This window comes from Methyloversatilis sp., from assembly GCF_030698125.1.
Classification (GTDB): Bacteria; Pseudomonadota; Gammaproteobacteria; order Burkholderiales; family Rhodocyclaceae; genus Methyloversatilis.
The window spans coordinates 49,841-74,556 of sequence record NZ_JAUYNV010000051.1 but is presented as its reverse complement, the minus strand read 5'-3'; the positions used below and the strand labels follow the sequence as shown (position 1 = coordinate 74,556).

At 59.8% G+C, this 24,716-nt stretch carries 24 protein-coding genes; 4 read left to right on the top strand and 20 right to left on the bottom strand.

Features of this window, described 5'->3' with window-relative positions; genetic code table 11:
* Positions 1–12: 12 nt before the first annotated feature.
* The 7 genes from Q8Q80_RS16875 to Q8Q80_RS16845 form a co-directional block, all read right to left on the bottom strand.
* A complete protein-coding gene (locus Q8Q80_RS16875; protein WP_305634033.1) occupies positions 13–918 on the bottom strand; it encodes a DUF3800 domain-containing protein in 906 nt (301 codons plus the stop codon).
* A 102-nt stretch (positions 919–1,020) separates the two neighbouring features.
* Positions 1,021–2,178, bottom strand: coding sequence for a Fic family protein (locus tag Q8Q80_RS16870; protein WP_305634032.1), 1,158 nt, complete (start codon positions 2,176–2,178; stop codon positions 1,021–1,023).
* A 344-nt stretch (positions 2,179–2,522) separates the two neighbouring features.
* Positions 2,523–2,906 (bottom strand): hypothetical protein, encoded by a 384-nt coding sequence (locus tag Q8Q80_RS16865; protein ID WP_305634031.1) that lies wholly within the window; start codon positions 2,904–2,906, stop codon positions 2,523–2,525.
* On the bottom strand, positions 2,903–3,187 hold the full coding sequence (locus Q8Q80_RS16860) for a hypothetical protein (RefSeq protein WP_305634030.1): 285 nt from the start codon (positions 3,185–3,187) through the stop codon (positions 2,903–2,905). Before Q8Q80_RS16860 ends, Q8Q80_RS16865 begins: the two co-directional genes overlap by 4 nt.
* Before the next feature lie 126 nt (positions 3,188–3,313).
* The gene (locus Q8Q80_RS16855) at positions 3,314–3,916 is read right to left on the bottom strand and encodes a nucleotidyltransferase domain-containing protein (RefSeq protein WP_305634029.1); all 603 of its coding nucleotides are present in this window, start codon (positions 3,914–3,916) and stop codon (positions 3,314–3,316) included.
* Positions 3,917–4,118: 202 nt separating this feature from the next.
* Complete coding sequence (locus Q8Q80_RS16850) at positions 4,119–5,372, bottom strand: restriction endonuclease subunit S (RefSeq protein WP_305634028.1); 1,254 nt, start codon at positions 5,370–5,372, stop codon at positions 4,119–4,121.
* Complete coding sequence (locus tag Q8Q80_RS16845) at positions 5,362–6,927, bottom strand: class I SAM-dependent DNA methyltransferase (protein ID WP_305634027.1); 1,566 nt, start codon at positions 6,925–6,927, stop codon at positions 5,362–5,364. The genes Q8Q80_RS16850 and Q8Q80_RS16845 overlap by 11 nt, the downstream gene beginning before the upstream one ends.
* 220 nt (positions 6,928–7,147) lie before the next feature.
* Here Q8Q80_RS16845 and yjjJ point away from each other — a divergent pair, with 220 nt between their 5' ends.
* Entirely contained in the window at positions 7,148–8,491 is a 1,344-nt protein-coding gene (gene yjjJ, locus Q8Q80_RS16840) for a type II toxin-antitoxin system HipA family toxin YjjJ (protein ID WP_305634026.1), read from the top strand.
* A gap of 86 nt (positions 8,492–8,577) precedes the next feature.
* On the opposite strand, the gene Q8Q80_RS16835 is transcribed toward yjjJ, so the two are convergent.
* The 7 genes from Q8Q80_RS16835 to Q8Q80_RS16805 form a co-directional block, all read right to left on the bottom strand.
* On the bottom strand, positions 8,578–8,916 hold the full coding sequence (locus Q8Q80_RS16835) for a zinc ribbon domain-containing protein YjdM (RefSeq protein WP_305634025.1): 339 nt from the start codon (positions 8,914–8,916) through the stop codon (positions 8,578–8,580).
* A gap of 88 nt (positions 8,917–9,004) precedes the next feature.
* Positions 9,005–9,574, bottom strand: a complete 570-nt coding sequence (locus Q8Q80_RS16830) for a PIN domain-containing protein (protein WP_305634024.1) — start codon at positions 9,572–9,574, stop codon at positions 9,005–9,007.
* Between the two features lies 1 nt (position 9,575).
* Entirely contained in the window at positions 9,576–10,034 is a 459-nt protein-coding gene (locus Q8Q80_RS16825) for a helix-turn-helix domain-containing protein (RefSeq protein WP_305634023.1), read from the bottom strand.
* Between the two features lie 385 nt (positions 10,035–10,419).
* Positions 10,420–11,430: a virulence RhuM family protein gene (locus tag Q8Q80_RS16820; RefSeq protein ID WP_305634022.1), complete on the bottom strand. Its 1,011-nt coding sequence runs from the start codon at positions 11,428–11,430 to the stop codon at positions 10,420–10,422.
* A 27-nt stretch (positions 11,431–11,457) separates the two neighbouring features.
* Positions 11,458–11,946, bottom strand: coding sequence for a type II toxin-antitoxin system VapC family toxin (locus Q8Q80_RS16815; protein WP_305634021.1), 489 nt, complete (start codon positions 11,944–11,946; stop codon positions 11,458–11,460).
* An 11-nt stretch (positions 11,947–11,957) separates the two neighbouring features.
* Positions 11,958–13,001 carry an XRE family transcriptional regulator gene (locus Q8Q80_RS16810; protein ID WP_305634020.1) on the bottom strand — a complete coding sequence of 348 codons (1,044 nt, stop codon included), beginning with the start codon at positions 12,999–13,001 and terminating at the stop codon, positions 11,958–11,960.
* 222 nt (positions 13,002–13,223) lie between these two features.
* Positions 13,224–14,300 carry a Fic family protein gene (locus tag Q8Q80_RS16805; protein ID WP_305634019.1) on the bottom strand — a complete coding sequence of 359 codons (1,077 nt, stop codon included), beginning with the start codon at positions 14,298–14,300 and terminating at the stop codon, positions 13,224–13,226.
* A 490-nt stretch (positions 14,301–14,790) separates the two neighbouring features.
* On the opposite strand from Q8Q80_RS16805, the gene Q8Q80_RS16800 reads away from it, so the two are divergent.
* Together Q8Q80_RS16800 and Q8Q80_RS16795 are read left to right on the top strand one after the other, a co-directional pair.
* Positions 14,791–15,306, top strand: coding sequence for a hypothetical protein (locus Q8Q80_RS16800; RefSeq protein WP_305634018.1), 516 nt, complete (start codon positions 14,791–14,793; stop codon positions 15,304–15,306).
* A 1-nt stretch (position 15,307) separates the two neighbouring features.
* Complete coding sequence (locus Q8Q80_RS16795) at positions 15,308–15,883, top strand: sce7726 family protein (protein ID WP_305634017.1); 576 nt, start codon at positions 15,308–15,310, stop codon at positions 15,881–15,883.
* Here Q8Q80_RS16795 and Q8Q80_RS16790 read toward each other — a convergent pair.
* The 6 genes from Q8Q80_RS16790 to dnaA all read right to left on the bottom strand — a co-directional run bounded on the left by Q8Q80_RS16790 (position 15,856) and on the right by dnaA (position 24,289).
* A complete protein-coding gene (locus Q8Q80_RS16790; RefSeq protein WP_305634016.1) occupies positions 15,856–16,929 on the bottom strand; it encodes a hypothetical protein in 1,074 nt (357 codons plus the stop codon). The genes Q8Q80_RS16795 and Q8Q80_RS16790 overlap by 28 nt on opposite strands.
* Complete coding sequence (locus tag Q8Q80_RS16785) at positions 16,922–17,779, bottom strand: ImmA/IrrE family metallo-endopeptidase (protein WP_305634015.1); 858 nt, start codon at positions 17,777–17,779, stop codon at positions 16,922–16,924. The genes Q8Q80_RS16790 and Q8Q80_RS16785 overlap by 8 nt, the downstream gene beginning before the upstream one ends.
* Positions 17,780–18,463, bottom strand: a complete 684-nt coding sequence (locus tag Q8Q80_RS16780; protein WP_305634014.1) for a hypothetical protein — start codon at positions 18,461–18,463, stop codon at positions 17,780–17,782. It abuts the gene before it with no gap.
* 397 nt (positions 18,464–18,860) lie between these two features.
* The gene (gene gyrB, locus Q8Q80_RS16775; protein ID WP_305634013.1) at positions 18,861–21,365 is read right to left on the bottom strand and encodes a DNA topoisomerase (ATP-hydrolyzing) subunit B; all 2,505 of its coding nucleotides are present in this window, start codon (positions 21,363–21,365) and stop codon (positions 18,861–18,863) included.
* 93 nt (positions 21,366–21,458) lie between these two features.
* Positions 21,459–22,559: a DNA polymerase III subunit beta gene (gene dnaN / locus Q8Q80_RS16770; protein ID WP_305614134.1), complete on the bottom strand. Its 1,101-nt coding sequence runs from the start codon at positions 22,557–22,559 to the stop codon at positions 21,459–21,461.
* A gap of 263 nt (positions 22,560–22,822) precedes the next feature.
* Positions 22,823–24,289, bottom strand: coding sequence for a chromosomal replication initiator protein DnaA (dnaA, locus tag Q8Q80_RS16765; protein ID WP_371132779.1), 1,467 nt, complete (start codon positions 24,287–24,289; stop codon positions 22,823–22,825).
* Positions 24,290–24,576: 287 nt separating this feature from the next.
* Between dnaA and rpmH the strand changes: the two genes are divergently transcribed.
* Positions 24,577–24,711, top strand: coding sequence for a 50S ribosomal protein L34 (rpmH, locus tag Q8Q80_RS16760; RefSeq protein ID WP_083223994.1), 135 nt, complete (start codon positions 24,577–24,579; stop codon positions 24,709–24,711).
* Positions 24,712–24,716 lie beyond the last annotated feature (5 nt).

Here is a 24,716-nt window from a genome sequence, read left to right as displayed (position 1 = left end):
TAAAGTTTCGTCTTAAGTGGATTGGGGGTTCCCGGTCGGCGCTACAGCCTCGGTGGGTTCACCGGGGCTTTTCGCTTTTCTGGGCGGGTAAATCATCAACCCCATGCCTTCGTAGCCGCTACCGACACATGTACGCCCTCCGTCGCAGAAGAATTTCTGCTTCAGCAGATCAAACGCCTGGTTGGATTGCGTCGGACGAATGTAATTGAGTCCCACGGGGCGCGCGACAAGATCCGCAAGTTGCAAACCCGTCAGATTTGTCTTCTTGTCAGCAAAGACAATGTCGAACGGCAAGTGCTTGTTGCCCGGATTCTCACCGTCGCAAATGCGTCTGAATTCCAGCTCAAGTTCGGCGTCTTCCTTTCGGCCCCTGCACTCAACAATGACGTGAGTTTGCAACGGCTCTTGTCCTTTTTCGGCCAGGAACTCGCGCAGGGACTCCAGGCAGATTCCCAGCGCAATGTGATAAGGGTTGGACGTAGCGCCCTCATTGCGGCTCAAACGGTTCTTGTCCACCACGCAGGCAATCAGAATGAAGTTGCTTGCTTCCATGATTGACGACAGACGTGCCATGAACTCTTGTCGCGTCGGGTAGTGACTCAGGAAGACAAAGTCCCCTTTCTGCTTGCGTATCTCATTCTCATGCAGCACCACGCTGTCATGGCCAAAGTAGTTGAACTTCAGCTTTTCGACGGCAGGAATAATCTTTTCAGCGTAGTGACGTTTGTGAAAAACACACAAGGCGAGCACGAAGACCGGATATTCCTGATCGATGCTGGCCAGAGAGTGGTCACCACTCTCATCCACATAGACCACGTAGTCGCTGAACCTCTTGCCTTCGACGGTAGGCGCTGCCTGCTCGACAGGGATGGCTTCAACCGATTCGAATAGGGCGTATTGCGTACCTCGGCTTGTCATTCAAACGCCTCCAGCGGTTTACGCCTGCTCGTTATTCTTTTGAGACAGAGCGTCTGGCGCATTCCAGCGCCTCTTTCGTCAGAACATCCCGTTCGAGTCAGCCTAGTCTGCCAGCATTTCGATATAGGACTGATAGCTGAAGCTGCGGTTTTTCTTCTGGCCGGTCAGTTCGACCACGATGCCCAGCGCTTCGAGCAGCTTCACCGCCGCATTGGCGGTCGGGAAAGTCGTGTCGAGTTGCTGGCGCACGCGCTCGATGGTGAAGCGCGGCATCATCGGCAGCCGTTCGAACAGGCGGTAGCTCGCCGGCGTGGCTTTCGGTTCGGCCAGCAGACGGCGGCGATCGGCGGCCACGAGACTCGCGATCGCGACGATATTGCGTTCGGCCGCGCTGGCCGCGACCGCCACGCCTTCGAGAAAGAACGCGATCCAGCCTTCCCAGTCGCCGTCGGTGCGTATGCCGGACAGGCGGCGGTAATACTCGGACTGATGCCGCTTCAGATAGCCGCTGAGGTAGAGCAGCGGTTCCGGCAGCAGTTGCCAGTGTTCCATCAGCACGGTGATCAGCAGGCGGCCCATGCGGCCGTTGCCGTCGAGGAAGGGGTGGATGGTTTCGAACTGCGCATGCACCAGCGCGATCCTGACCAGAGGTGGCAGGTCGGCCGGCGCCGGCGCATGGATGAACCGTTCCAAGTCGGCCAGCAGCGCCGCTACCCGCTCGGCCGGCGGCGGCACGAAGACCGCGTTGCCGGGCCGCGTGCCACCGATCCAGTTCTGCGAGCGGCGCAACTCGCCCGGTTGCTTGCCGCGCCCTCGCGCGCCGTCGAGCAGCAGTCCGTGCGCCTCGCGCAGCAGGCGCACGCTGAGCGGCAGGCCGGCGGGGTCGCGCAACGCGTCGCGCACGTGCCGGAAAGCGCGCAGGTAGTTGGTCACTTCCTCGACGTCGTCGGTATTGCTCACCGCAAGACCGGCTTCGTCGTCGAACAGGTCGGTCAGCGTCGCCTGCGTGCCTTCGATCTGCGACGTCAGCAAGGCCTCTTTGCGGATCGCGCTGTACAGCAGCCAATCAACAGACGGTACCAGCCCCGACACGCCGGACAGGCGCGCGAGCGCATGTTCTGCCGCCTGGTTCAGCGCAGCAAACGCGTCGACCGACAGCGCAGGGTCGCGCGGCGGCAAGGCGTGCGGCACGAAGGCCCGCACGGATTCGCCGAGGGTCGAAGTGGTGACGCAGGTGCCGGTGCTGCGCATGACAGGCATGGATTCTTTACACGACGCTTTTTATATTAAAGCATTCTTTAAATTGTAGAGATCCAGTTAAAGCCTGTTTGAACCTGAAAACGTCAGTTGATCCGCGTCATGGGGATGGTCGGCAGGGTGTGCGGCAAGGCGCGAGGACTGCTGCTTTCGCCAAAAGACGGAAATGATCGGCGAGCCAAACAGGGGTCAAGTACATCAACCCACTGTTTACATTGATGATCCAGTCACCCACCCTGCGGTGACCTGGGGTAGCAAGCGGGTTTGCCAAGCCATTGCCAAGAAGACACAGGCGGCGTGAGGCAACGGCAGCGCGTCTTACCCGACTTCCAGCGCCTCGCTGTACTTCAGACGCATCCAGTTCGCATTTCGAGATTGCGTATCGTCCCGGCGATCGACCGGCGCTTGTCCTCGCGGTCCCACGACTTCTTCCAGCCGAGGATGTAGCGATAGAGGTCTTCTTCCGACACCTCCTGCACGGCCTCGTGCTTGAGCTTGCGCACCGCGTATAGCACCGTGGCCACTTCTTCGGCCTGATCGGTGTTCTTGATGCGGCTGAACAGATCGACCGTCTTGTCGATCTTCTTCCGGTAGCCCTCCAGCACCACCTCGCGGTAGTGGCCGCGCTCCGGGCTGCTGCCGTCAGGCGCCAGATCCGGGCCGTCGAGCGGCGTGTAGCCGACGTCGGCCAGCCAGCCCAGCACTTCCTGTTCGAGGTGGTCTTCGGTCACGGTTGCGCCTTGCTCGCCAGCAACTCCGGGCGATTCCTGCGCAACCACGTCTGCGTATGGTCAAGCAGGAAAGCGGCCTGCTTGCAGCATTCAGTCACGGCACTATCGCTGATGGGATCGCCCTCGTAGTCGTTCAAATTGCGTTGCTTGCGCAGGGCGTCCAGCACGATCACTACGTCCCGCTCCAGCCCCAGCGTCTTTGGCAATACCTGCAAGGCGGTCTGGTGATGGCCGGGCTGGCTGGTCGATGTACGGTAGCCATTGGCCCACAAGCCAATCATCGCGCACTGCATGACGGCCTTGTAGGCCGCACAAACCGGTTTTCCGAACTGAGCGCCTCGATCCCGGCATCCGCCAGGTTACGGCTGGCAGCAGCCAGCAGGCGTTGCACGCCAGCCGCGCTCGCTTCAAAGCTTTGCAGCTTGTGAATCGCCAGCAAGTTTTCCAAGTTCATGCTCGGTTCCGATCACGAATAATCTGGGTTTGGCGAGAAGCTCGCGGATGAAAGGCTCGCCCGCCGCAATGTGCCTGGCAACTTCCTGAGCGCTGTAGATCGCCGGATTGATTTCACGCTGCAAGGTTTCCTGCGCCGGGTACAAGGCTCTCACGACATCGGCGAAGGCCGGCGAGCCGATCAGCATCAGATCCACGTCGCTGCCGGGCTGCTCGTCGCCACGCGCCATCGAGCCGAAGACGAAAGCCAGCGCAATATCGCCAGCCAGGGGTTGCAAGGCGTCGGCCAGCACATCCACCAGGCCGCTGGTCTTGCGAAACAGGCCGGCCAGCTCGGGGAAGACCGGACACGCCCGGTTGGCCTGGTAACGCACCTGGTTACCCTGCTCCTGACGCAGCAGCAAACCGGCCTGAGCCAGGCGGGTCAATTCCTTGTGCAGGGTGCCGGCGCTGGTGCCGGTCAGGCGCGCCAGTTCCCGCACGTAATAACTTGAATCGGGATGCAACAACAACAGGCTCAACACCCGCTGGCGATAACTCCCGAACAGCAGCTCCATCAACATAGTCGTAGCTCCATTGGCTTCGACTGTAGCCTTATCGGCTACGTAATGCAAGATGGGTTACAAGGAAACAGCCAGTGATATGTATGGAAAACGGCATTTTCCATACCTATCAGCGACTACATGTACGCGAAGTTCGCAATCGTCGGCCCGACATGAGCCCCGACCTACCCAATGGGTACGAAGTGAAGGTTTGCAGCTACGCCGTTTCAGGCGCCATCGCTTCGGCTTCCGGCAGACGGAGCTGACCGGAAATCAGGCGGGGCAGCAGGGTGTCGCGGAGGGTGGCGAGGGTTTGGGCTTGCTGGTTATTGCTGAAGATTCGGCGTCGTATCACACCCACGACGGAATCAAATGCAGCGGTTATGCCTGCATTGGGGCCGAGGACCTTCAGTCGGTAGACATTGTTACGGTTCAGTCCCGGGACTGCAGCGTCTGTGTTCATCTCTGACAAGCCAAGTGTTTCAAGCAGGTAATAGCAATAAGTCATCGGCTCCGACGAACTGACAAAGAAGACGGTATCAATCGGGAAGAAAGGGCGGTCTTCCCAGAACAAACTCCCAACTGTTCCTTTGCGGCCGACGATAACTGATGGCCCATTCACCAAGCTCTGATTGTGATGTCCCGTCACGCCGCCAGATCCATAGACAGGAACGTCTCCCGTAATTCGGTCCCCGGCTTTCAGAGCCTTACCGTAAGCAAATTCAATAAAAGAATCGAGCCGTCGTGGCTTCCACCCTTTCGGCACCCAACCCAGTTCCGATTCCTCGAAACTGTCGGGAAAGAGGGCGGCGGTGGCGTCGTCCATGCCTTCCGGGGGGCGGCCTTCCATGCGGGCGCGGACGGGGTCGAAATCGACGAACCACGACTTGAACAGCGCCTGCGCGATGGCTTCGAGCGTGGCGTTGGTTTCGCGCAGGAGGGCGATGCGGTCGTCGAGAGGCTTCAAGCGCTCAACAACCTCTTTTTGGTAACTCAGAGGCGGAACGCTTACTGTCATACGCCGTTGATCTCGCAGACTGACGTAATCGGCCATATCTGTTTGACCCTTCAGATATCCGACCTGATGCAGAAACTCCTTACTGCTCATCCAGTAATACAAATAGGCAGGAAGGAGCTTGTTCGGATCGAGCGACCGCCAATAACAAAGTTGAGGGGAATAAACAAACTGCGGGCTGTGTGCCTCCACCAACGCGAAGCGCCCCACCGTTCCCTTCGATGTAAAGACGACATCTCCTGGGCGGCTTACCTTGCTACCGACGCGCCACAAGTCAAGCAGTGGAAAGCAGTCCGCTCCCAGGAACTGGAATCCGTCGTTGATATTTCCTGCACGAGCGAAGGGGATTCCGAACTTCGATAGCTCTGAGTTCTTGGCTCGATAGCCATCTCCGACCTCAAGGCAGTTCTCTGAAATCAGTTCTTCAACTGTGGTGCTCCGCCACTCAAAACTCATACCCCAGCCCCCCCAGCTTCTGCCGGATCAACTGGTCCAGTTCCGCGCCCTTCGCCATCTGTTCACCCAGCTTTTCGGTCAGCGCCTGCATGCGGTCGGCAAACGCCTCGTCGTCGTTCTCGACCGCTTCGGCGCCGACGTAGCGGCCGGGCGTGAGCACGTGGCCGTGTTCGGCGATTTCGGCCAGCTTCACGCTGCGGCAGTAGCCGGGCTCGTCCGTGTAGTCGCCGGCGCCGGCTTCACCGCGCCAGGCGGCGACGGTGGCGGCGATGCGGGCGATGGTGTCGTCGTTCAGTTCGGCCTGCACGCGGCTGATCATGCGGCCCTGCTTGCGCGCGTCGATGAACAGCACTTCGCCGGGGCGGCGCGGTTTGTGGCGGGTGAGGAACCACAGGCAGGCGGGAATCTGGGTGTTGAAGAAGAGCTGGCCGGGCAGCGCAATCATGGTTTCGACCACGTCGGCGTCGACCATGGCGGCGCGGATCTGGCCTTCGCTGTTCTGGCTGGAACTCATGCTGCCGTTGGCCAGCACGATGCCGGCGCGGCCGGTGGGCTTCAGGTGATACAGCATGTGCTGCAGCCAGGCGTAGTTGGCGTTGCCGGCGGGCGGGTTGCCGTATTCCCAGCGCGGGTCGCCTTCGAGGCTGCCGTGCCACCAGTCGCTGATGTTGAACGGCGGGTTGGCGAGGATGAAGTCGGCGCGCAGGTCGGGGTGCTGGTTGCGGGTGAAGGTGTCGGTCGGTTCCTTGCCCAGATTGAAGTCGATGCCGCGGATGGCGAGGTTCATCGCCGCCAGCCGCCAGGTGGTGGGGTTGGATTCCTGCCCGTAGATCGACACGTCGCCCAGCCGGCCGCCGTGCGCCTCGATGAATTTCTCCGACTGCACGAACATGCCGCCCGAGCCGCAGCAGGGGTCGTATACCTTGCCGTGATGTGGGGCGAGCACCGCGACCAGCGTCTTGACGATGCTGGCCGGCGTGTAGAACTGCCCGCCCTTCTTGCCTTCGGCGCTGGCGAACTGGCCGAGGAAGTACTCGTACACCTGGCCGAGCACGTCGCGCGCGGCGCCCGGTTCGCCTTTGCTGTCGGTGCCGAAGCCGATGGTCGACACCAGATCGATCAGTTCGCCCAGCTTGCCGTCGGGCAACTGGGCGCGCGCATAGCGCTTGTCGAGGATGCCCTTGAGCTTCGGGTTCTCCGCTTCGATCAGCGACAGCGCGTCGTCGATGCGCTTGCCGATGTCGGGCTGTTTGGCGGCGGCGCGGATGGTTTCCCAGCGCGCGGCTTCGGGTACCCAGAACACATTGACCTCGCGGTAGTAGTCACGGTCTTCGAGTTCTTCGGCCAGCAGGGCGGGCGTGCTGTCGGGCAGGAAGTAGTCGTCGGCGTCGTCGGCGAAGCGGCGCACCAGTTCGGCGCGGCGCGCGGCGAAGGTGTCGGAAATGTATTTGACGAAGATGAGGCCGAGCACGAGGTGCTTGTACTCGGCCGCGTCCATGTTGGCGCGCAGCTTGTCGGCGGTGGCCCAGAGGGTCTTCTTGATGTCGTCAAGCATGGGGTTCCAGGTCGTGGTCGGCGTGCGCCGACTGACCTGCACACGCGCAGCCATCGGGCACCCGCGCGACTGTAACCACAAACGCGAAAGTCAGAAACGGGAACGGTGCGGCACCGAGCGCGGCAGACAGACGTGGGAGAAACATCGGGACGGGCCTGAGGACGGCCTCGGGTCAGACGTGATATATATTCACATATCTATTCATTAATCCATTCAAAGCATGTCGCCGCACGCTGAAAGCATTCGCTTGCGCCTGTCCGGTGGGCCGCTGTCTGCGCGCCAACTGTCTGAAAGCATGGGTATCAGTCAGCCGACGATGTCGCGTGCGCTGACCGACCTGGGCGACGACATCGTGCGCATCGGCGCGGCACGATCCATTCGTTACGCGCTGAGGGATGCCGCCCGTGGCTTGCCGGACATCGCGATATACCGGGTCGATGCAGAAGGCCGGATCAAGCTGCTGGGCACGCTTGTACCGGTGCGTTCAGAAGGATTCGTGATGCGCCAGACCGACGGCGTCACGCTGTACAGCGAAGGTCTGCCCTGGTGGCTCTTCGATATGCGCCCGCAGGGCTATCTGGGTCGGGCCCACGCGGCGCGCCATGGTGCTGAACTCGGGCTGCCGGCCCGACTGGCCGACTGGAGCGATACGCATGCCTTGCGGGCGCTGCTGGCGCATGGTCACGACCTGGTCGGCAATCTGCTGCCCGGCGATGTGGCGCGCGACCGGTTTCTGGCCATGCCGGTTCCGGCGCCCATCCCCGATGCGGAAAAGGCTGAAACCTATGCCCGACTGGCGTGCGAGGCGGCCCGGGGGGACACCCCGGGATCATCAGCGGGGGGGGAACAACCGAAATTCACCGCCTATGCCATGACACCCGGCGGGGCCCGGCATGTGATCGTGAAATTCAGCGAACCCGAGAACAGCCCGGTCAGCGAGCGCTGGCGTGACCTGCTGCTGGCTGAGCATGTCGCGCTTGAAACGCTGCGTGACGCGGGCGTTCCGGCTTCTTCCACGCAGTGGATCGACCACGGTGGTCAGCGCTTCTTACAGATCGAACGCTTCGATCGCATCGGCCGTCTGGGCCGGCGGGCGCTGTTCTCACTGACTGCGCTGGATGCAGAGTTCGTCGGCGAGGCATCGGTCGGCTGGCCCGACATTGCGGCCAGGCTCGCCGCCACCGGCCATATCCGTCCGGAAGCGGCGGCCGGCGCCGGTCTGCTCTGGGCCTTCGGCACGCTGATCGGCAACTCGGACATGCATGCCGGCAATCTGTCCTTCGTTGCCGAGTATGGACGTCCGTACGACCTCGCACCCGCCTACGACATGACGCCGATGACCTTCGCACCGCGCAGTGGTGGTGGCCTGCCCGACGCGGTTCCCGAAGCCGTCATTCACGCAGGCGTAGCAAACGAAACGTGGCGTCAGGCCGAGGCGCTGGCACGCGCCTACCTCGCCGGGATCATGGCGCAAAACGGATTCAGCGAGCGATTCCGACCCTGCATCGCTGCGCTGGAACGTCACATCAACAGCGCAAGTGCGCGGATCGAACGACTGGCGTAAGACCTCGGCACCGGCAAGGAAAGCAAGGCCTGAATAGCGGCGGGTTGGCGAGGATCAGGTCGGCGCACCGGCCGGAAAACGTCCGATCAGGCCTTCTTGACGAATTCCGACTTCAGTTGCATCGAGCCGAAGCCGTCGATCTTGCAGTCAATGTCGTGATCGCCTTCGATCAGGCGGATGTTCTTGACCTTGGTTCCCACCTTCAGCACCGAGGAACTGCCTTTCACCTTCAGATCCTTGATCAGCGACACGGTGTCGCCGTCCTGCAACAGATGGCCGTGGGCGTCCTTCCACACACGCTGCTCATCGCCACCCGCAGCGGCATCGCGACTCCATTCATGGCCGCATTCCGGACAGACGAGCAGGGTGCCGTCTTCGTAGCTGAATTCGGAACTGCACTGGGGACAGGGGGGAAGGGTGCTCACGGGTTTCCTTTTTGGTCGTTATGCCGTCCCGCGCGAGTGCACAGAAGCGCGGACATGCTTAAAGTATCTACCAGTCAATCGGATCCTGTCAGAAGGCAATCGCCCGTTGTCGCAATTGCGACACCGTTTCCGGCAAGCCCTGCTGAAGCAGCGTGTCGAGATAATCTTCCCGGGACTTCGGCGGATTTTTCAGGCTGGCGCGATGCCTTGCCACCGCTGCCAGCACCCACGCCGGATTCAGATCGATCAGATGCGCGATGAACTCGTCCGGATGCTGCGCCTCCACTTCGTACTCATCGAGCACCTCAGCGGGAAAGTCTTTCAGATTGAAAGTCACAATCACGCTTGAGCGACTGCGAATGGCTGCCGCAAGGACATGCCGGTCGTCCTCATCCGGCAGCGCCAACCCCGGTATGAGGTACTCATAACCTTCCACCAGACAGTCACGGACGTTTCTGTCCATCAGCTCGCGCGTGCGCGCCAGTTGTTCCGGCTTCAGATCGGGCCGGCTGGCCAATACATTGCGCATCCATTCGGCGTGAATCTGCTGCGTCCATTTCGCGCGGTACAGATCGGTCATCGCGAGGTGCATCAAAAGATCGCGCAGGGGTGCCGGATAGAGCACGCATGCGTCATACACCACCGAAAAGCTGGTCATTTCAATAGCCCATGTTCAATTCTTGTGCCTGGGCCGTCAGTTCCTCCAATGCCTTCAATCGTTCCGTATCGATGCGGTTCTTGTAATTCACCAGATCCTGGTAATACACGCGCCGGTGGGTACCCACCTTGTGGAAGGGAATGCTCCCACCATCCAGCAACTTGACCAGATACGGACGGGAGACATTGAGCATGTCGGCCGCCTCTTGTGTTGTCAGCTCCGCGTGCACCGGGATCAGGCTCACCGCATTGCCCTGCGCCATTTCAGCCAGGATGTCGATCAGCAGCCGATACGCCGCGGTCGGAACGCGCACCGCTTCGTGCTCGCCCCCTTGATCGACGACCCGGATTGCCTGGGTCTCTTCGTGGCTGCTGAGGTACAGGGAGAGCAGCCTGCTGCTTTCCCGGGCCAGCGTCGCTTCGGCCTCCGTCGGGAGGTCGGGTCTTGCGTTCGTGTTCATGGTTTGCTCGGAGTCGGTATCGATTTCAGTGCTGGAGTCAGTGGCTTTGTTGAGTCGTCGTCAGCGTCGGTATCAGTTCAGGATCAATGTGAGCGCAGGTATTGGTATCAATGTCGGTCAGTTCATGCGGCAGGCCATTTGCAGGCCGGACCTCTTTGGGTGCCGGGTGCAGCCATCTTTCGCCGAAGGCTGACTATACATAACCGAAACAAACGAAACAACCGAAACAAACGAAATACGCGGGGGTGACTTCAACCGCCGCGTGACAGGCATGGAGGCGGGGTCCAGCGCCCGCTCCTTGTCGAGTAATCAGGCGTTGCGCCACGCTCACGTTTCACCGAAACCCGTCGAGCGGATCGCCACATTCGTTTCCGGGCTTGTTCGATCAGGGTTTCGGGCGTTTCTTCAGGGTGTTTTCCAATGCCCTCAATTCGGCTTCGTCCTGCTCGTCGGCCTGGCGCGCCTCGTCCTGTTTGCGGCGCTGGTCGTAGTCGTCGTAAAGCGCGCTCGTGGTGCGCTCCATCTGCGCATGGCTCACCTTGCCCGCATGCGTGAGCACCGGAAAGCCGTTGCCGGCGATGATCTGGTCGACGTTCTGGCGCCAGAAACTCATGCGGATTTCTTCGCGACGCTTGGTGCGCAGTTCGGCGGTTTCCAGAAAGATCACCACCAGGCGGTTCAGCGTGTCGATCTCGTCTTCGGTCAGGTAGTTCCTGGCGACCAGGATGTCCTGCTTGTGCACCCGGGCGCCCTGCCAGTTCAACAGGCCGAAGTGTCGATCGTCAGGCTTGGCGCGCGCCGTGATCAGCTCGGCTGCGGTCTGCTGCGTGACGGCGTACAGCAACAGGTTCTGTACGGTGGCGAAGAAAATCTGCGTCGCCTGGTCGCTCTTGTCGTAGTCGCTGCTCAAGGCAAACAGGTCGCGCACCTTCTGGTAAAAGCGCTTCTCCGAGGCACGGATGTCCCGGATGCGCGCCAGCATTTCATCGAAGTGGTCCGGGCGGCCATCCGGGTTCTTCAGACGCTCGTCGTCCAGCACGAAGCCCTTGAGCAGATACTCCTTGAGCACCGTGGACGCCCAGCGGCGGAACTGCACCCCGCGCGGCGAACGTACGCGGTAGCCGACAGCGAGGATGGCGTCGAGGTTGTAGAGCGTGACCGGGCGCTTCACCTCGCGCGAGCCTTCGGTCTGAACTACCGAGGAATCCTCGGTAGTTGCCTCGCGACTCAACTCCGCATCTTCAAAGATGTTCTTCAGATGCAGGCCGACATTGTCAGTCGTCACATCGAACAGCTCGGCCATTTCCCGCTGCGTGAGCCAGACGGTCTGATCCTTGGCCCGCAGCCTGATCTGGCTGCGTCCGTCTTCGGTGGTGTAGAGAATCAGTTCGCTCATGATGTTTATAGAAAACCGGCTGTCAATCTAACCGCGCCACAGCTTCAGTCGGGCCTGGCATTCGACATGTGGCAAACGCGCGTTCCTTCGCAACATGAGTTCAAGACAGTCAGCGGCGCGAGCCGGCGGGATCACCGCATGCTCGGCCAGACGATCCAGAAGCCATAGCGCGCCATGCACTTCCAGGCCGTCCTTCTGTGCCTGTTTTCTCAGTCGGCCATCACCGGTGAGCAGTGGTCGTGCGGTCTGCCGAGCCAGAAAGTAGCAGGAGACGTCGGGCAGGGAACTGTTGTTGTGTTCGATCATCATCCCGTGCAGCTCGATGATTGCCGTGCCGTCCATCCCCTCGACAATCAGGCCTCGCGCGAGCAGCGCCGCATGGTCGAAGTCCTTCAGCTCGTCCAGTACGAAATCGGTACAGCAGAGCGCAAACGGCAGCCGGAACAACGCGTCGAGCAGGCCGGCGTTGTTGAAATCAATCCAGATATTGGTGTCGCTGAGGTAGATCCGGCTCATGCGGAAACGGCCTACACCTCGATCGCGGGCTCAAGCTGATCGATCGGACGCTGCAGGAATTCGGACGCGCGGGACCGGGTGAACAGATCCTCCGCCAGGCCCCAGAACACCAGAGATTCGAAGCGGCGGGGCTGTTCGGCAGGCAACGGTTCCGGCTCGGCGGAACGCCAGCCATTCACGTTGAACTGGATAGACGCGGACTTGTAACCGGGCTCGCTCAGCAGATCCAGATCCTTCAGCCGACGCAAAGCCACCTGCATGGACACGCCGTAACGCCGCTTGGCGTTGAGCAATTCCATCATGTGAACCCGGGAGCGCTGATGGCTGCCGAAATCCAGAACGACCTGATCCCGGGTGTACAGGAAGGCGCCAGCAAAGCGATGGCAGCACGCCTCTTGCTCCCGTTCAGGCATCTCTTCCGGCAGGGCCATGATCCAGTGCCCCAGTTCATGCGCAGCGGTGAAACGCATGCGCTCGCCGGGGCGGGTGCGATTCAGGGCGATCAGCACGTGCTGCTCGTCATGGGTGGCGGCGCATGCGCCGTCGAAATCGTCCGGCCCGTCGAGCAACGCGACCTTGATTCCATGGTCTTCGAGCAGTTCGGTCAGATTGGCGATCGCATCGCCACCGATGGCCCAGTCTTCCCTGAGCTTCCTGGCCGCGTCCTCGGCGGCGTCTACGGACGCGACGGGTATGGCGCGCGCAGGAACGGCGACCAGCGCGACGTCCGCCGCGTCGAAGCATCGCTCCAGCGCGATGTAACGCTCCAGATGCTCACGCATCTGTTCCTCGACCTGTTGCTGTCGATACTTCGGCATCTTCGCGAGCTTGCGGAATTCCAGCGGCGCCAGGGTCACGGCGTCCGGGCGAAAGAAGTACTCGGGCTTCACGTCGAGCGCGTGTGCCAGTTGCAGCAGGCGCGCCGAATTCGGCACCGAAGCGCCCTTCTCGAACTTGCTCAATGCCTGCTTGCTGATATCGCCCAGCCTCTGCGCGAGATCTTCGAGGCTCAAACCCCGGAGCACGCGGGCACGGCGGATGCGGTCATGGATCATTACGGCCTCCCAAGTTGACAACCTATAGAAAATATAGAAATCGTCAACCTGATTGCTTCGGCGCGGAATGCACAGCGACCGGCCTTGCGATATGCGGTGCTCTAGGTTCGCGGGTCACTGAAACCTGTCGAGCAAATCGACACATGCGAAATTCGTGTTTAAAAATACATCGAAAATCGACACGTTTTCCGGACGTGTCGATCACGTCGACGCGTTCCGCGCTCAACCTGCCAGCTCGTTGAACAAGCCTTCGTTGATGTAGTACTTCTCCCGGCCGTGCTTCTGTTCGCGCAGGATGCCCAGCCCGGCAAGGTGCTGCAGGTAGGTTGAGGCGGTCTGCCGCTTGGCGATGCCCGCGTCGACGACGAACTGGATCTTGGTGTACGGGTGCCGGAAGATGACCTCGATCAGATCCTTGCTGTAGATCGCCGGCGCTTCGGTCTGCACCCGTACGCGCACGCTTTCCATCAAGGCGCGAATCCGCTGCACCTGGTCGTGGGTCTGCTGCGCCGTCGATTCGATGGCGCGCAGCATGAACAGAATCCAGTTCTCCCAGTCCTGCGCTTCGGTGACGCGGCGCAAACCTTCGTAATAGGCAGCACGGTTGGCGATGATGTAGCGCGACAGGCACAAGACCGGGATGTCGAGCAGCCCCTTCTCGACCAGATACAGCAGATTCATGATGCGCCCGGTACGGCCATTGCCGTCCGGGAACGGATGGATCGCCTCGAACTGGTAATGCATCACCGCCATCTTCACCAGCGGGTCGATGCCGTCGTCGGCATGGATGAACTGTTCAAGGTTTCCCAGCTTGTCGCGGATCACCGCTTCGCCCACCGGCGGCGTGTACACCACCTCGCCGGCCTCGTTCTTCAGCGCCGTACCCGGAATCGCCCGGATGTCGAGTTCGGTCTGCTTGATCAGGCGGACGATTTCGATGAACAGGTTGGTCGCCAACGGCCGCGCCTTCAGCGCCTGAAAGCCGCGATAGAGCGCTTCGCGGTAGCGCAGCACTTCCTTCGTGTGCGGATTGCTCTTGCCTTCGGGATCGGCATCGACCCGATACAGTTCATCGTTGGTGGTAACGATATTCTCGATCTCGGACGACAGACGGGCTTCCTGCAGCGCGATGCTGCTGATCAGCATGCCCTGGTTCGGGATCTGTGCCGCCAGTCCGCGCAGGTTGGCCAGCACACGATTTGCGCTGATCGCCTGCTTGAGAACGGCCCGGCTTTCGAGTTCGACCGGCGGCGGAAGCAGGGGCAGGTCGTTGTAGGGCTGCGCACGATCGAACGGCATTCAGCGACCTTTGTGTGAAGACGTGTCTAAAAGTAGCTAACTTTTAGACATATGGCGAGCGATATGTATAGAAATCGGCGTTTTCTATACATATGCACAGCGGCCATTGACCTGACAGGGGTGCTGCCGTCTCGGCCAAACTTAACCCAGCGAGCCGTCGCAAAAGCCGGAGCATTGCAGTCTGAGGCAGATTGGTGTCCAGAAAGCCCGGCGCGATTCAGTGCGCAACCAACGGCGGTATTGGGCGGGTCACGATCGTAGGGTCGCGAACCGGATCGACTGATCGATTTGCGTCGCGCCTCATCGATCCGGGCTACCGCCCCAACTTGGCCTTGGGCGGCGTCACGCCATGACATGGGTCGGCTATGGTCGCATAGCTCCACTTCTGAGCGCCCCTAATTCCGCGCGGACTACTGCGTGACCCGCCACTGCGGTTGCGTAGGGGGTGGGCTAAAATCGCCTCCTGGTGTTCAAACTCGGCTGCAAGCAAGTGGATACGTTTTTCAGAGTTGATAAGCGTGATTTTTATGCCGGTGATGCAGTGCTCCCCGCAGGGGAGTTCTGGGATAAAGCCCCGGCAGGAACGCGGGAAGTCGAGGCCGTATTTGAGTCCCGACGCCCGGCTCATCTTCCTCAGCGCATGGGAGCTCTCTATGTTTTCGAGGCTCTCGAAGACGCTAAGAAATATTGGTCAAAGATGAAAGATGGCAAGCTCTACGAGGTCGAAGTTGAGCTGAGCGACGTGCTTCTAAGAGCCGACATGGCACTCGTCGATTCCGCTCACGCACTTCTCGGTAGCGCCGATCAGGTTGCGGAAAAAGCAGACAGGTACTGGGCGGAGAGGACGGATGAAAACGCCATTGTCGAGGTGCTCGTCAGCCGTGCGAGAGTGTCTCGCATCATCTCTAAAGACGACAATGAACGATACGAGTACCTAAGAAGCAGGGTGCTCGTCCGGTCGAGCCTGCCCACCAGCAGTACACCTTTCGTTGTGGACAATGAGTAGTGTGGCGCTAGACGACGGAAATATTCGCAAGGCGCTCATCGACCGTTTGTCGCGGTTGTCTAGAGCGCCGAAGGCAATTCTAGAAGAGTTGCGAGTGCACAACGGAAACGCCATCGCTGACGTTGTCGCAGTTTATTCGACCGCGCACTGCTACGAGATTAAGGGTGACAACGACAGCGTGCAGAGGATTTTGAGGCAAAGCCGTTTCTACGATCTTGCGTTCAACAAAACCACGCTAGTAACGACAGACAAGCAGCTTGAAAAGGCTCTTCGCTTGGCCCCGCCACACTGGGGGATTATGAGGGCTCGACAGCGCGAGGCGGTTGTCACGCTCAGCTATGTTCGGTCAGCATCGCCAAGTCCCGCTTTCGATAAGAGGCTCGCGCTATTGACGCTGTGGCGATCGGAGCTTGTCGAGCTTGCGCTCTCGATTCCCTTAGTTAAGGTTGAGAAGATGAACCGATCACAGCTGTCTGGACTAATCGCCTCTGCTTTGCCTGACGCTGTTCTCAGTAAGGACATCGGAGAGAAGCTCTTGTCCCGCCATCTTCAGGCAACGAAGCTCCGCACCATATAGGTTATATGGGCATTGATCGTAGGCTTCAAAATGCTGCTGGGAGTAACCGTTGTTCCCTTGTACTGCGCCTTCTCGTGCAAGAACGCATCGCCGAATGAGTATTCCGGGCCGCGATAGAATGCCTTCGAGACAAGGTGGTTGGCGATGTCGTTGTACTGCATATTTCCACGGGCGTGACTCTTAAGTGCCCCTCCTCGTGCAACATAGTGGAGGCGGTCGAAGGAGTAGATGATTTTCGGCGCCATAACGTTGAGCATAGCGGCCGGTGGGATAGTGAATTCTGAGTAGAGGGGGCTGACAATCGTGTAGTCGCCCAAGAAAAGATGACTGTTCTTGAGCTCACTCGCCGCTTCACGGTAGATCGTGAGCTCGTTTCTATCTTGAGTCGCTTCCGACTCGATTTCGAGCACATCCTTTATCGAGGCAGGAATGGATGAGCCGGTAATGATCGTCGAGAAAAAAGTGAACTTCTTGGCGCTATCTATAATGAACTGAACGATTTGGTTTACTCGCTCAGGAACGTTGATGTTAGTGCACACCCTGTTATCAAGTATCAGCACCTGATGCTCAAATAGACTCGAAGCGTCGTTCATTAAGTGGGCGAGCTCACCTTCGACCAAGTCGAAGCTTTCAAAGTCCTCTGCGAGCAGGCGAAGTGCGACGGAATCCGACTTGATGATCCCTGCTTTCTTGTCGTCGAAGACCACCTTGTTCCTCTCAGGCGATCTGTCTAGACCGATCACTGGTACGAAATGTAGATCTGAAAAACTATCGATGACAAAGGCGTAGTTACTTCGCCCATTTATAACGATGCCGTCGTCTATGTCGAAGTTATCGAGAAAGAAGGTCTTGAAATCCTTCAAATTCTTCTTCGCACTGCGGGCGCTCTTCTCAACCAGCCTTTGAAAATCTTCCGTGGTGGCCCCGTCCTTTTGTTTAGGAAGGTCGAAGAAGGGGACTAGGTTTTCCTTTATCTCGCTGCGGAGAGCGCTCAGCGCGCCAACTTCATTGACCTTAAGCTTGAGGAACGGAACGTAGTTATTCATCGCCGAGCAATATCTTTCTAACGTCCACAGCGTGGATGATCTTGGAAAAAAGATCGTACCGATTCAAGTCGTTTCGGATACGGCCCGCCACGATAGCCGGGTGCACCCCTACTTGGGCAGCGAAACTGCGCACTTCGTTATCATTTTGTGAGTACATGGCTTGGCAACTTCTCCATGCGCTCCTACTAATCAATGACGCGTTGGCCAGCCGATCAGCTTGCCTCTCGATGAGGTCTCCAGTTTGCACATCCATGTCATCAAGGATCGGAGTGCCGAGCGTGTCGCTGTGGAGGCTAACGTGTGCCAGCTCGTGCATCAGCGTGAACCAAAAATGGTCTAGCCTCGGATATCGAAGGCTGAGGGCAATCGCAGGGTTTCCCGTTCCCAAGCGGAAGACTGCCCCATCTAGCTTCATTCCTGGAATCGATCGCTCATAAACTAAGACAATGCCGAGATCAAGGAGAATACGGTCGATCTTAATCAGGTTGCTCTCGTCGCTGCTTGCTTTCCCTATCTTCACGAGGTCATCAGACGATAGTCCCGGAAAGGTTGGAACCTCGTTGTACGCAGCGAACAGATTTGCTTTCTCTCTGGCCCTAGATAGCCACAATCTCGTCAGTGCCTCCTCGGCGTCAGTTCTCTTGCGGAAGAGGGCAGGGTTGTCTGACTTAGCTGAGTGAATTTCCTTCAGTAGCTGGTAGAAAGAGTAGTCCGGGTTTTGACCGAGTTCTTTTCTTGGGACCTGCTTTGCGAGTACCTCGCACTTCAGAAAGGAATCGTAAAAATCATATGCGTTGAGAAATCCGGTCGGCGATGCCGGAAAATCTTCGAACTTAATGTCGCTCGCCATTTACGCCGCCCCTGCGAACTTAGATGCGGAGACTTCCGGCATCTCGAAATAGGAAAGGTTGTCCTTATTTCCCGGCGGATGTTCAACCATACCGATACCACGGTAAAAGGCGATAGCCTTGGGCAGCGCGTGGAGAGAAAAGCCGAATCTCAATTTCAACTCCCTCCGCGCGTAGTTCGTTGCATAGCGCAGGAGAATCGTTGCAATCCCTTTAAAGGTGCGGCCGCTCATCGGATTGTCACGATTCCAAGGCGCCGCAGCTACATATTCGATATAGAAGATATCGCCACTGGCAATCGCACTAGGCTTAGGGTGGTAAATAAGGCAAGCTCCTTGAGGGTATCCCTCCGCCATCAAGAAAAACCAGTCATATTCGGCGCTTTTATGAAACAGCGATTTTGTCAGCCAGTTCCAATGACTGTCATCGATCTGGATTTGGTCTAACACTGCCCTTAGCTGTCCGTCGTCGTAGGCTTGGCACTTAATGAAGCGCATCAACTCGACGTTGAAGACGCCCCAGGTCTTGTCGCAAACGTGGGCTTTTGCGGGGTCCCACCCATGATGCAGTTGATACTCAACATGACCTCCCTTCGGAGAGGCCATTTGACCTTTCTCGACAATATCCTCGTCGGTAGGCGCGATCATCCCGGAGTCGAGCATTTTCTTGATGTCGTCAATCGTCATTTGCTGCTCGAATATCGCTTCGTAGATGCAATGCGTATAACAGGATGACAATGAGTTGTCCACGTCGGGTGCGCTGACGCCCCCTGTTTACTTGTGTAAGGGGCGGTCTAGAGAGTGTTCACGGTGGCTGCATCGCCCGTTCGAACCACTGCTGTGCGGCGGCTAGTCGGCACCTTGTAGCCGTTGGTGACGCACCAGCCCAACGTCCGTAAGGCCGAATTACGGCCACCCAATGAGAGGGCCATGCCGCCGTCGCAATTGAGAGAGTGGGCAGCACAGTTCGATAAGATACAGTTCAGAAAAGAGAAAAGCTCCCTAGGGAGCTTTTCGTCATTATCGGTGGCAGTTATCTCTCACTCACTTGGCGGAAAATTCACTTCCTGAGGCATCCGACAGATCACACATCAATATTCCGCGCATTCAGCGCATTGTTCTCGATGAACGCCCTTCTCGGCTCGACGTTGTCGCCCATCAGCGTGGTGAAGATTTCGTCGGCGGCGATGGCGTCGTCGATCTGTACCTTCAGCAGGCGGCGCACGGTCGGGTCCATCGTGGTCTCCCACAGCTGTTCCGGGTTCATTTCGCCCAGGCCTTTGTAGCGCTGCTTGCCGAGGTTGCGTTCGACTTCGTTCAGCAGCCAGCGCGTGGCTTCGGTGAAACTCGCTACTTCCTGCTGCTTGTCGCCGCGCTTGACGACGGCGCCGGGGCCGACCAGGCCGGCGATCAGTTCGGCGGCGTGGCGGATGCGCTGGTAGTCGCCTGACAGCAGGAATTCGCTGTCGACGCGGCCAATCTTGCGGTTGCCGTGGTGCATGCGCTCGATGCGCAGCTGCCAGGCTTCGGTCTTGTCGTTGTATTCGGCCAGCAGCGTGACATTGGACGGCAGCTTGACGGCGAGCCGGGCGGCGCTGTCGCGGGCGGCGGCTTCGTCGTCGAGGCTGAGCGCGATGTTGTGTTCAAGCAGCGTGCGCAGCAGTTCGCCGTCGGCGTATTCGGCAAGACGTTCGACGATGGCTTCGGCCAGCAGGTATTCGCGCGCCATTTCCTCGAACGCAGAGCCGGACAGCGGCTCGGCGCCTTCGCGCGGCAGCAGGCTGGCTTCGTCGAACGCCAGCTTGAGCAGGTACTGGTTCAGTTCGTGGTCGTCCTTCACGTACAGCTCGGTACGGCCGTGCTTGATCTTGTACAGCGGCGGCTGCGCGATGTAGATGTGGCCGCCTTCGACCAGCTCGGGCATCTGGCGGTAGAAGAAGGTCAGCAGCAGGGTGCGGATGTGGGCGCCGTCGACGTCGGCGTCGGTCATGATGATGATGCGGTGGTAGCGCAGCTTTTCCGGCTTGTACTCGTCCTTGCCGATGCCGGTGCCCAGGGTCTGGATCAGCGTGACGATTTCCTGGCTGGAAATGAGCTTGTCGAAACGCGCCTTTTCGACGTTCAGGATCTTGCCCTTCAGCGGCAGGATGGCCTGGAACTTCCGGTCGCGGCCCTGCTTGGCGGAGCCGCCGGCGGAGTCACCCTCGACCAGGTAGAGCTCGGCGTTGGCCGGGTCCTTCTCCTGGCAGTCGGCCAGCTTGCCCGACAGGCCGAAGGAGTCGAGGATGCCCTTGCGGCGCGTCATGTCGCGCGCCTTGCGGGCGGCGTCGCGCGCACGCGCGGCCTCGACGATCTTGCCGCAGATGGTCTTGGCGTCGTTCGGGCGTTCCTGCAGGAAGTCGGTGAGCTTTTGCGCCACCACTTCCTCGACTGCCGGACGCGCCTCGGATGACACCAGCTTCATCTTGGTCTGCGATGCGAACTTCGGGTCGGGCATCTTCACCGACAGCACGCAGGCCAGGCCTTCGCGCATGTCGTCGCCAGTGATTTCGACCTTGGCCTTCTTGGCGATTTCGTGTTCTTCGATGTACTTGTTGATGATGCGCGTCATCGCCGCGCGCAGCCCGGTCAGGTGGGTGCCGCCGTCGGTCTGCGGAATGTTGTTGGTGAAGCACAGCACCTGTTCGGCGTAGCTGTCGTTCCACTGCATCGCGACTTCGACGTCGATCTGCACATTGCCCTGCATCGACGCGCCGGCGCTGCAGAACACATTGGGGTGCAGCGCGGTCTTGTTGCGGTTGATGTATTCGACGAAACCGCGCGCGCCACCGAGGAAGGCGAAATCCTCTTCCTTGCTGTTGCGCTGGTCGATCAGCTTGATCTTGACGCCATTGTTCAGGAAGGACAGTTCGCGCAGCCGCTTGGCCAGGATGTCGTAGTGGAATTCGATGTTGTCGAATATCGTTTCGTCGGCCAGGAAGTGCACTTCGGTACCGCGTTTTTCGGACGTGCCGAGCACCTTCAGCGGCGACACTTCGACGCCGTTCTGCACCTCAAGCAGGCGCTCGACCGGCACGCCGCGCTCGAATTCCATGAAGTGCTTCTTGCCGTCGCGGCGTACCGTCAGGCGCAGCCACTTCGACAGCGCATTGACGCAGCTCACGCCCACGCCGTGCAGGCCGCCCGACACCTTGTACGAGTTCTGGTTGAACTTGCCGCCGGCGTGCAGTTCGGTCAACGCGATCTCGGCGGCGGAGCGCTTGGGCTCGTGCTTGTCGTCGAACTTGATGCCGGTCGGAATGCCGCGGCCGTTGTCGGTCACCGAAATCGAGTTGTCGGTGTGGATGGTGATCACGATGTCGTCGCAGTGGCCGGCCAGCGCCTCGTCGATCGAGTTGTCGACCACTTCGAACACCAGGTGATGCAGGCCGGTGCCGTCCGACGTGTCGCCGATGTACATGCCCGGCCGCTTGCGCACGGCTTCCAGCCCTTCGAGGATCTGGATGCTGCCTTCGCCGTAGGCGTCGGCGTTGGGCACCTCCGGCACCTTGGGCGCTTCGGGGACATTCGGTGTGAGCTCGTCAGACATGGCGTATTCCGGTGCTGCGCACTGCGTGCGCGGGGTCCATCAAAAAACACGAAGCCCGGCGCGAAGGCCGGGCGGTGGTGCAGGCAGCGCGGCTTACACGCGCATCGGCATCACGACGTACTTGAAGCCGTCGGTGCCGGGCAGCGTGATCAGCGCGCTGCTGTTGCCGTCATTCAGGCGCAGGCTCAGTGTGTCGCCGGCCACGTTGCCGAGCACGTCGAGCAGGTAGCTCACGTTGAATCCGATGTCGAGGGCGTCGCCGGTGTAATCGACCTCCAGCTCTTCCTGCGCCTCTTCCTGTTCGGCATTGCTCGAAATGAGCTTGAGCAGGCCGGACGACAGCACGACGCGCACACCCTTGAACTTTTCGTTGGTCAGGATGGCGGCACGCTGCAATGCCGGCAGGAAGGACGCGCGCTGCAGCATGATTTCCTTCGGGTGGTCCTTCGGAATCACGCGTTCGTAGTCGGGAAACTTGCCGTCGATCAGCTTCGAAATGAGCTCGACCGAGCCGAAGCGCAGGCGCGCCTGGTTGCCGCCCAGTTCGATGTCGACCGGGTCGTCGGTGTCGGCCAGCTGGCGCGACAGTTCGAGCACGGTCTTGCGCGGCAGGATCACGTCGAGCTTGTCGGTCACGCCGGGCAGCGCTTCGGACACGTAGGCCAGACGGTGGCCGTCGGTTGCGACCAGCCGCAGTTCCTCGCTGCCAACGGCCAGCAGCAGGCCGTTCAGGTAGTAGCGGATGTCCTGCTGGGCCATCGAGTACTGCACCAGCGACAGCAGCCGCTTGAGCTTGCGCTGGGTCAGGCTGAGCTTGACGGTTTCGCCCTCGGCGACCTGCATGCGCGGGTAGTCCTGCGCCGGCAGCGTCTGCAGCGTGAAGCGGCTCTTGCCGCAGCGCACCGTGAGCTTGCGGTCGTCGGCGTCGAGGCTCACCTCCTGCCCTTCCGGCAGGGCACGCAGGATGTCCTGCAGCTTGCGGGCGGCGACCGTCAGCGCTGCCGGCTGGGCGGCGCTGATGCTGCCGGTGGTCCGGGTACGGATCTGGATTTCGATGTCGGTGGCCAGCAGCGTGAGCGCATCGCCCTCGGTTTCGATCAGGACGTTGGACAGGATCGGCAGGGTGTGGCGCTTCTCGACGATGCCGCTGACCGACTGCAGCGGACGCAGCAGCTGTTCGCGTTCTATCTTCATTAAGAGCATTTTATAAACCTCTGTAAACCGTTAACGTCGACCATTTTCTGTGGATAACACATTAATTCTTATTATTTTCAGTTGCTTGCAGTATGTATCGTTGTCTGTACAACTGCCATTTCTGCGCTTGAACAAATGTGGATGAAAACGTGACCCGCTGAAAACACCCCGCTTATCCACAGCGGCCATACACGTTTCAACGCCTGTTTATCCGTACAGCTTCAATACCGTTTCATCCACACCCTTCCTGTGGCGTTTTCCGGCTATTTGCGCAAGGTCTGCACGAGCACGTGCAGGTCATGATTGAGCACTTCGTCCTTCAGCCTCAGGTCGGCAATGGTGCGGCAGGCATGCAGCACGGTCGTATGGTCGCGCCCGCCGAACGCTTCGCCGATCGCCGGGTAGCTTTCGGGCGTCAGGTCCTTGGCCAGCCACATGGCGACCTGGCGCGGCCGCGCGATGGCACGCGTGCGCTTCTTCGAATACATCTCCGACACCTTGATCTTGAAATAGTCGGCGACGGTCTTCTGGATGAATTCGAGCGTGATCTGCCGGTTGTGTGCGCCCAGCAGGTCCTTCAGCGCCTCGCGGGCCACTTCCAGGGTGATCGGCACGGTGTGGAAGTGGGCGAAGGCGATGATCTTCTTCAGCGCGCCTTCGAGCTCGCGCACATTGCTGCGGATGTTCTTGGCGACCAGGAAGGCGACGTCGTCACCCACCTTCACGCGTTCCATCTCGGCCTTCTTCTTCAGGATGGCCACCCGCATTTCGAGTTCGGGTGGCTCGATCTGCACCGTGAGCCCCCAGCCGAAGCGCGTCGTCAGGCGCTCTTCGACGCCCTGGATGTTCTTCGGATAAGTGTCACAGGTGATGACGATCTGCTTCTTGCCGTCGGTCAGCGCATTGAACGCGTAGAAAAACTCTTCCTGCGTGCGCGTCTTGTTGTTGAAGAACTGGATGTCGTCGATCAGCAGCACGTCGAGCGAGCGGTAGTAGCGCTTGAAGGCGTCGAAGCTCTTCTGCTGGTAGGCGCGCACCACGTCGGCGTAGTAGTCGTCGGCATGCACGTAGCGGACGACCGCGTCAGGGTTGTGCCGCATCACCTCGTTGCCCAGCGCGTGCACCATGTGCGTCTTGCCCAAGCCGACACCACCGTAGATGAAGATGGGGTTGTACGACATGCCCGGGTTCTGCGCGACCTGTATGGCAGCTGCGCGCGCCAGTTCGTTGGCGCGGCCGGTGACCAGGTTGTCGAAGGTGAAACCCGGGTTCAGGCGCGAGCGGTCGCGTTCATCAGGCCGGCCGCGGTTGCGTTCGTTGCGGTCGGACTGCGCGTCGCCATTTGACTTGATGATGGCAGGCGGCGTGACGCGGGTGGTTTCTTCACCGTCTGCACGCAGATGCGTCTGGCGCACACGGGGTGCTTCCGGCGAAGACGGCACCAGAATGGGTGCGTCGGCAGCGTCACTCGCCTGGCTGCCTGACTGGGGCAGACTCAGGCGCACGGATACGGGTTGCGAGAAATATTCGAGACCCAGTGCTTCGATGCGCGACACATAGCGCTCGCGCACCCATTGCAGGACGAAACGGTTCGGGGCGACCAGCGCCAGTGATTCGGTTTCGGCATCTGCGCACGGATCGATGCGCAAGCCTTTGATCCAGGTGTGAAATTGTTGCGCGGGAAGTTCCTGCTCGAAGCGGCTGAGGCAGACTGCCCAAAACTGTTGCATCATGGTCTGCGAGGTCGCCGGGTCGATTTCTAGGGGGTGTGGCACAGCTTTGTGACCTGACCCGGAACAGTCGATCCGTATTGAGGGATCGCCTCTTTGCGGTGTTCCGGGTACTGCGGTGACCGGTGGCCCGGGTCCGCTTTTGCCAGCTGTTTTGAGTGACGGAGTCTAGCGCTTTCAGCCCTGCTTATCCACACCGGCCAAACCCGCGCCGTTGCGGGGCGATTGACAAGGCGCGGTTGTTGCGCTGTAATCGCGGGCTTTTCCGTATACCTAGTGAGCAGGCCATGAAACGCACATACCAGCCGTCATCTGTCCGCCGTGCCCGCACCCACGGTTTCCTCGAACGCATGCGCACCCGCGGTGGTCGCGCCGTCATCCGAGCACGTCGCGCCAAGGGCCGCGTCCGGCTCGCGGTTTAAAGCAG

Bases quoted from the DNA above. Each gene is read 5' to 3' on its own strand.
- Q8Q80_RS16875 (WP_305634033.1), bottom strand. From the start codon at position 918: ATGACAAGCCGAGGTACGCAATACGCCCTATTCGAATCGGTTGAAGCC.
- Q8Q80_RS16870 (WP_305634032.1), bottom strand. From the start codon at position 2,178: ATGCCTGTCATGCGCAGCACCGGCACCTGCGTCACCACTTCGACCCTC.
- Q8Q80_RS16860 (WP_305634030.1), bottom strand. From the start codon at position 3,187: ATGATTGGCTTGTGGGCCAATGGCTACCGTACATCGACCAGCCAGCCC.
- Q8Q80_RS16855 (WP_305634029.1), bottom strand. From the start codon at position 3,916: ATGGAGCTGCTGTTCGGGAGTTATCGCCAGCGGGTGTTGAGCCTGTTG.
- Q8Q80_RS16850 (WP_305634028.1), bottom strand. From the start codon at position 5,372: ATGAGTTTTGAGTGGCGGAGCACCACAGTTGAAGAACTGATTTCAGAG.
- Q8Q80_RS16845 (WP_305634027.1), bottom strand. From the start codon at position 6,927: ATGCTTGACGACATCAAGAAGACCCTCTGGGCCACCGCCGACAAGCTG.
- yjjJ (WP_305634026.1), top strand. From the start codon at position 7,148: ATGTCGCCGCACGCTGAAAGCATTCGCTTGCGCCTGTCCGGTGGGCCG.
- Q8Q80_RS16830 (WP_305634024.1), bottom strand. From the start codon at position 9,574: ATGACCAGCTTTTCGGTGGTGTATGACGCATGCGTGCTCTATCCGGCA.
- Q8Q80_RS16825 (WP_305634023.1), bottom strand. From the start codon at position 10,034: ATGAACACGAACGCAAGACCCGACCTCCCGACGGAGGCCGAAGCGACG.
- Q8Q80_RS16820 (WP_305634022.1), bottom strand. From the start codon at position 11,430: ATGAGCGAACTGATTCTCTACACCACCGAAGACGGACGCAGCCAGATC.
- Q8Q80_RS16815 (WP_305634021.1), bottom strand. From the start codon at position 11,946: ATGAGCCGGATCTACCTCAGCGACACCAATATCTGGATTGATTTCAAC.
- Q8Q80_RS16810 (WP_305634020.1), bottom strand. From the start codon at position 13,001: ATGATCCATGACCGCATCCGCCGTGCCCGCGTGCTCCGGGGTTTGAGC.
- Q8Q80_RS16805 (WP_305634019.1), bottom strand. From the start codon at position 14,300: ATGCCGTTCGATCGTGCGCAGCCCTACAACGACCTGCCCCTGCTTCCG.
- Q8Q80_RS16790 (WP_305634016.1), bottom strand. From the start codon at position 16,929: ATGAATAACTACGTTCCGTTCCTCAAGCTTAAGGTCAATGAAGTTGGC.
- Q8Q80_RS16785 (WP_305634015.1), bottom strand. From the start codon at position 17,779: ATGGCGAGCGACATTAAGTTCGAAGATTTTCCGGCATCGCCGACCGGA.
- Q8Q80_RS16780 (WP_305634014.1), bottom strand. From the start codon at position 18,463: ATGACGATTGACGACATCAAGAAAATGCTCGACTCCGGGATGATCGCG.
- gyrB (WP_305634013.1), bottom strand. From the start codon at position 21,365: ATGTCTGACGAGCTCACACCGAATGTCCCCGAAGCGCCCAAGGTGCCG.
- dnaN (WP_305614134.1), bottom strand. From the start codon at position 22,559: ATGAAGATAGAACGCGAACAGCTGCTGCGTCCGCTGCAGTCGGTCAGC.
- dnaA (WP_371132779.1), bottom strand. From the start codon at position 24,289: ATGCAACAGTTTTGGGCAGTCTGCCTCAGCCGCTTCGAGCAGGAACTT.
- rpmH (WP_083223994.1), top strand. From the start codon at position 24,577: ATGAAACGCACATACCAGCCGTCATCTGTCCGCCGTGCCCGCACCCAC.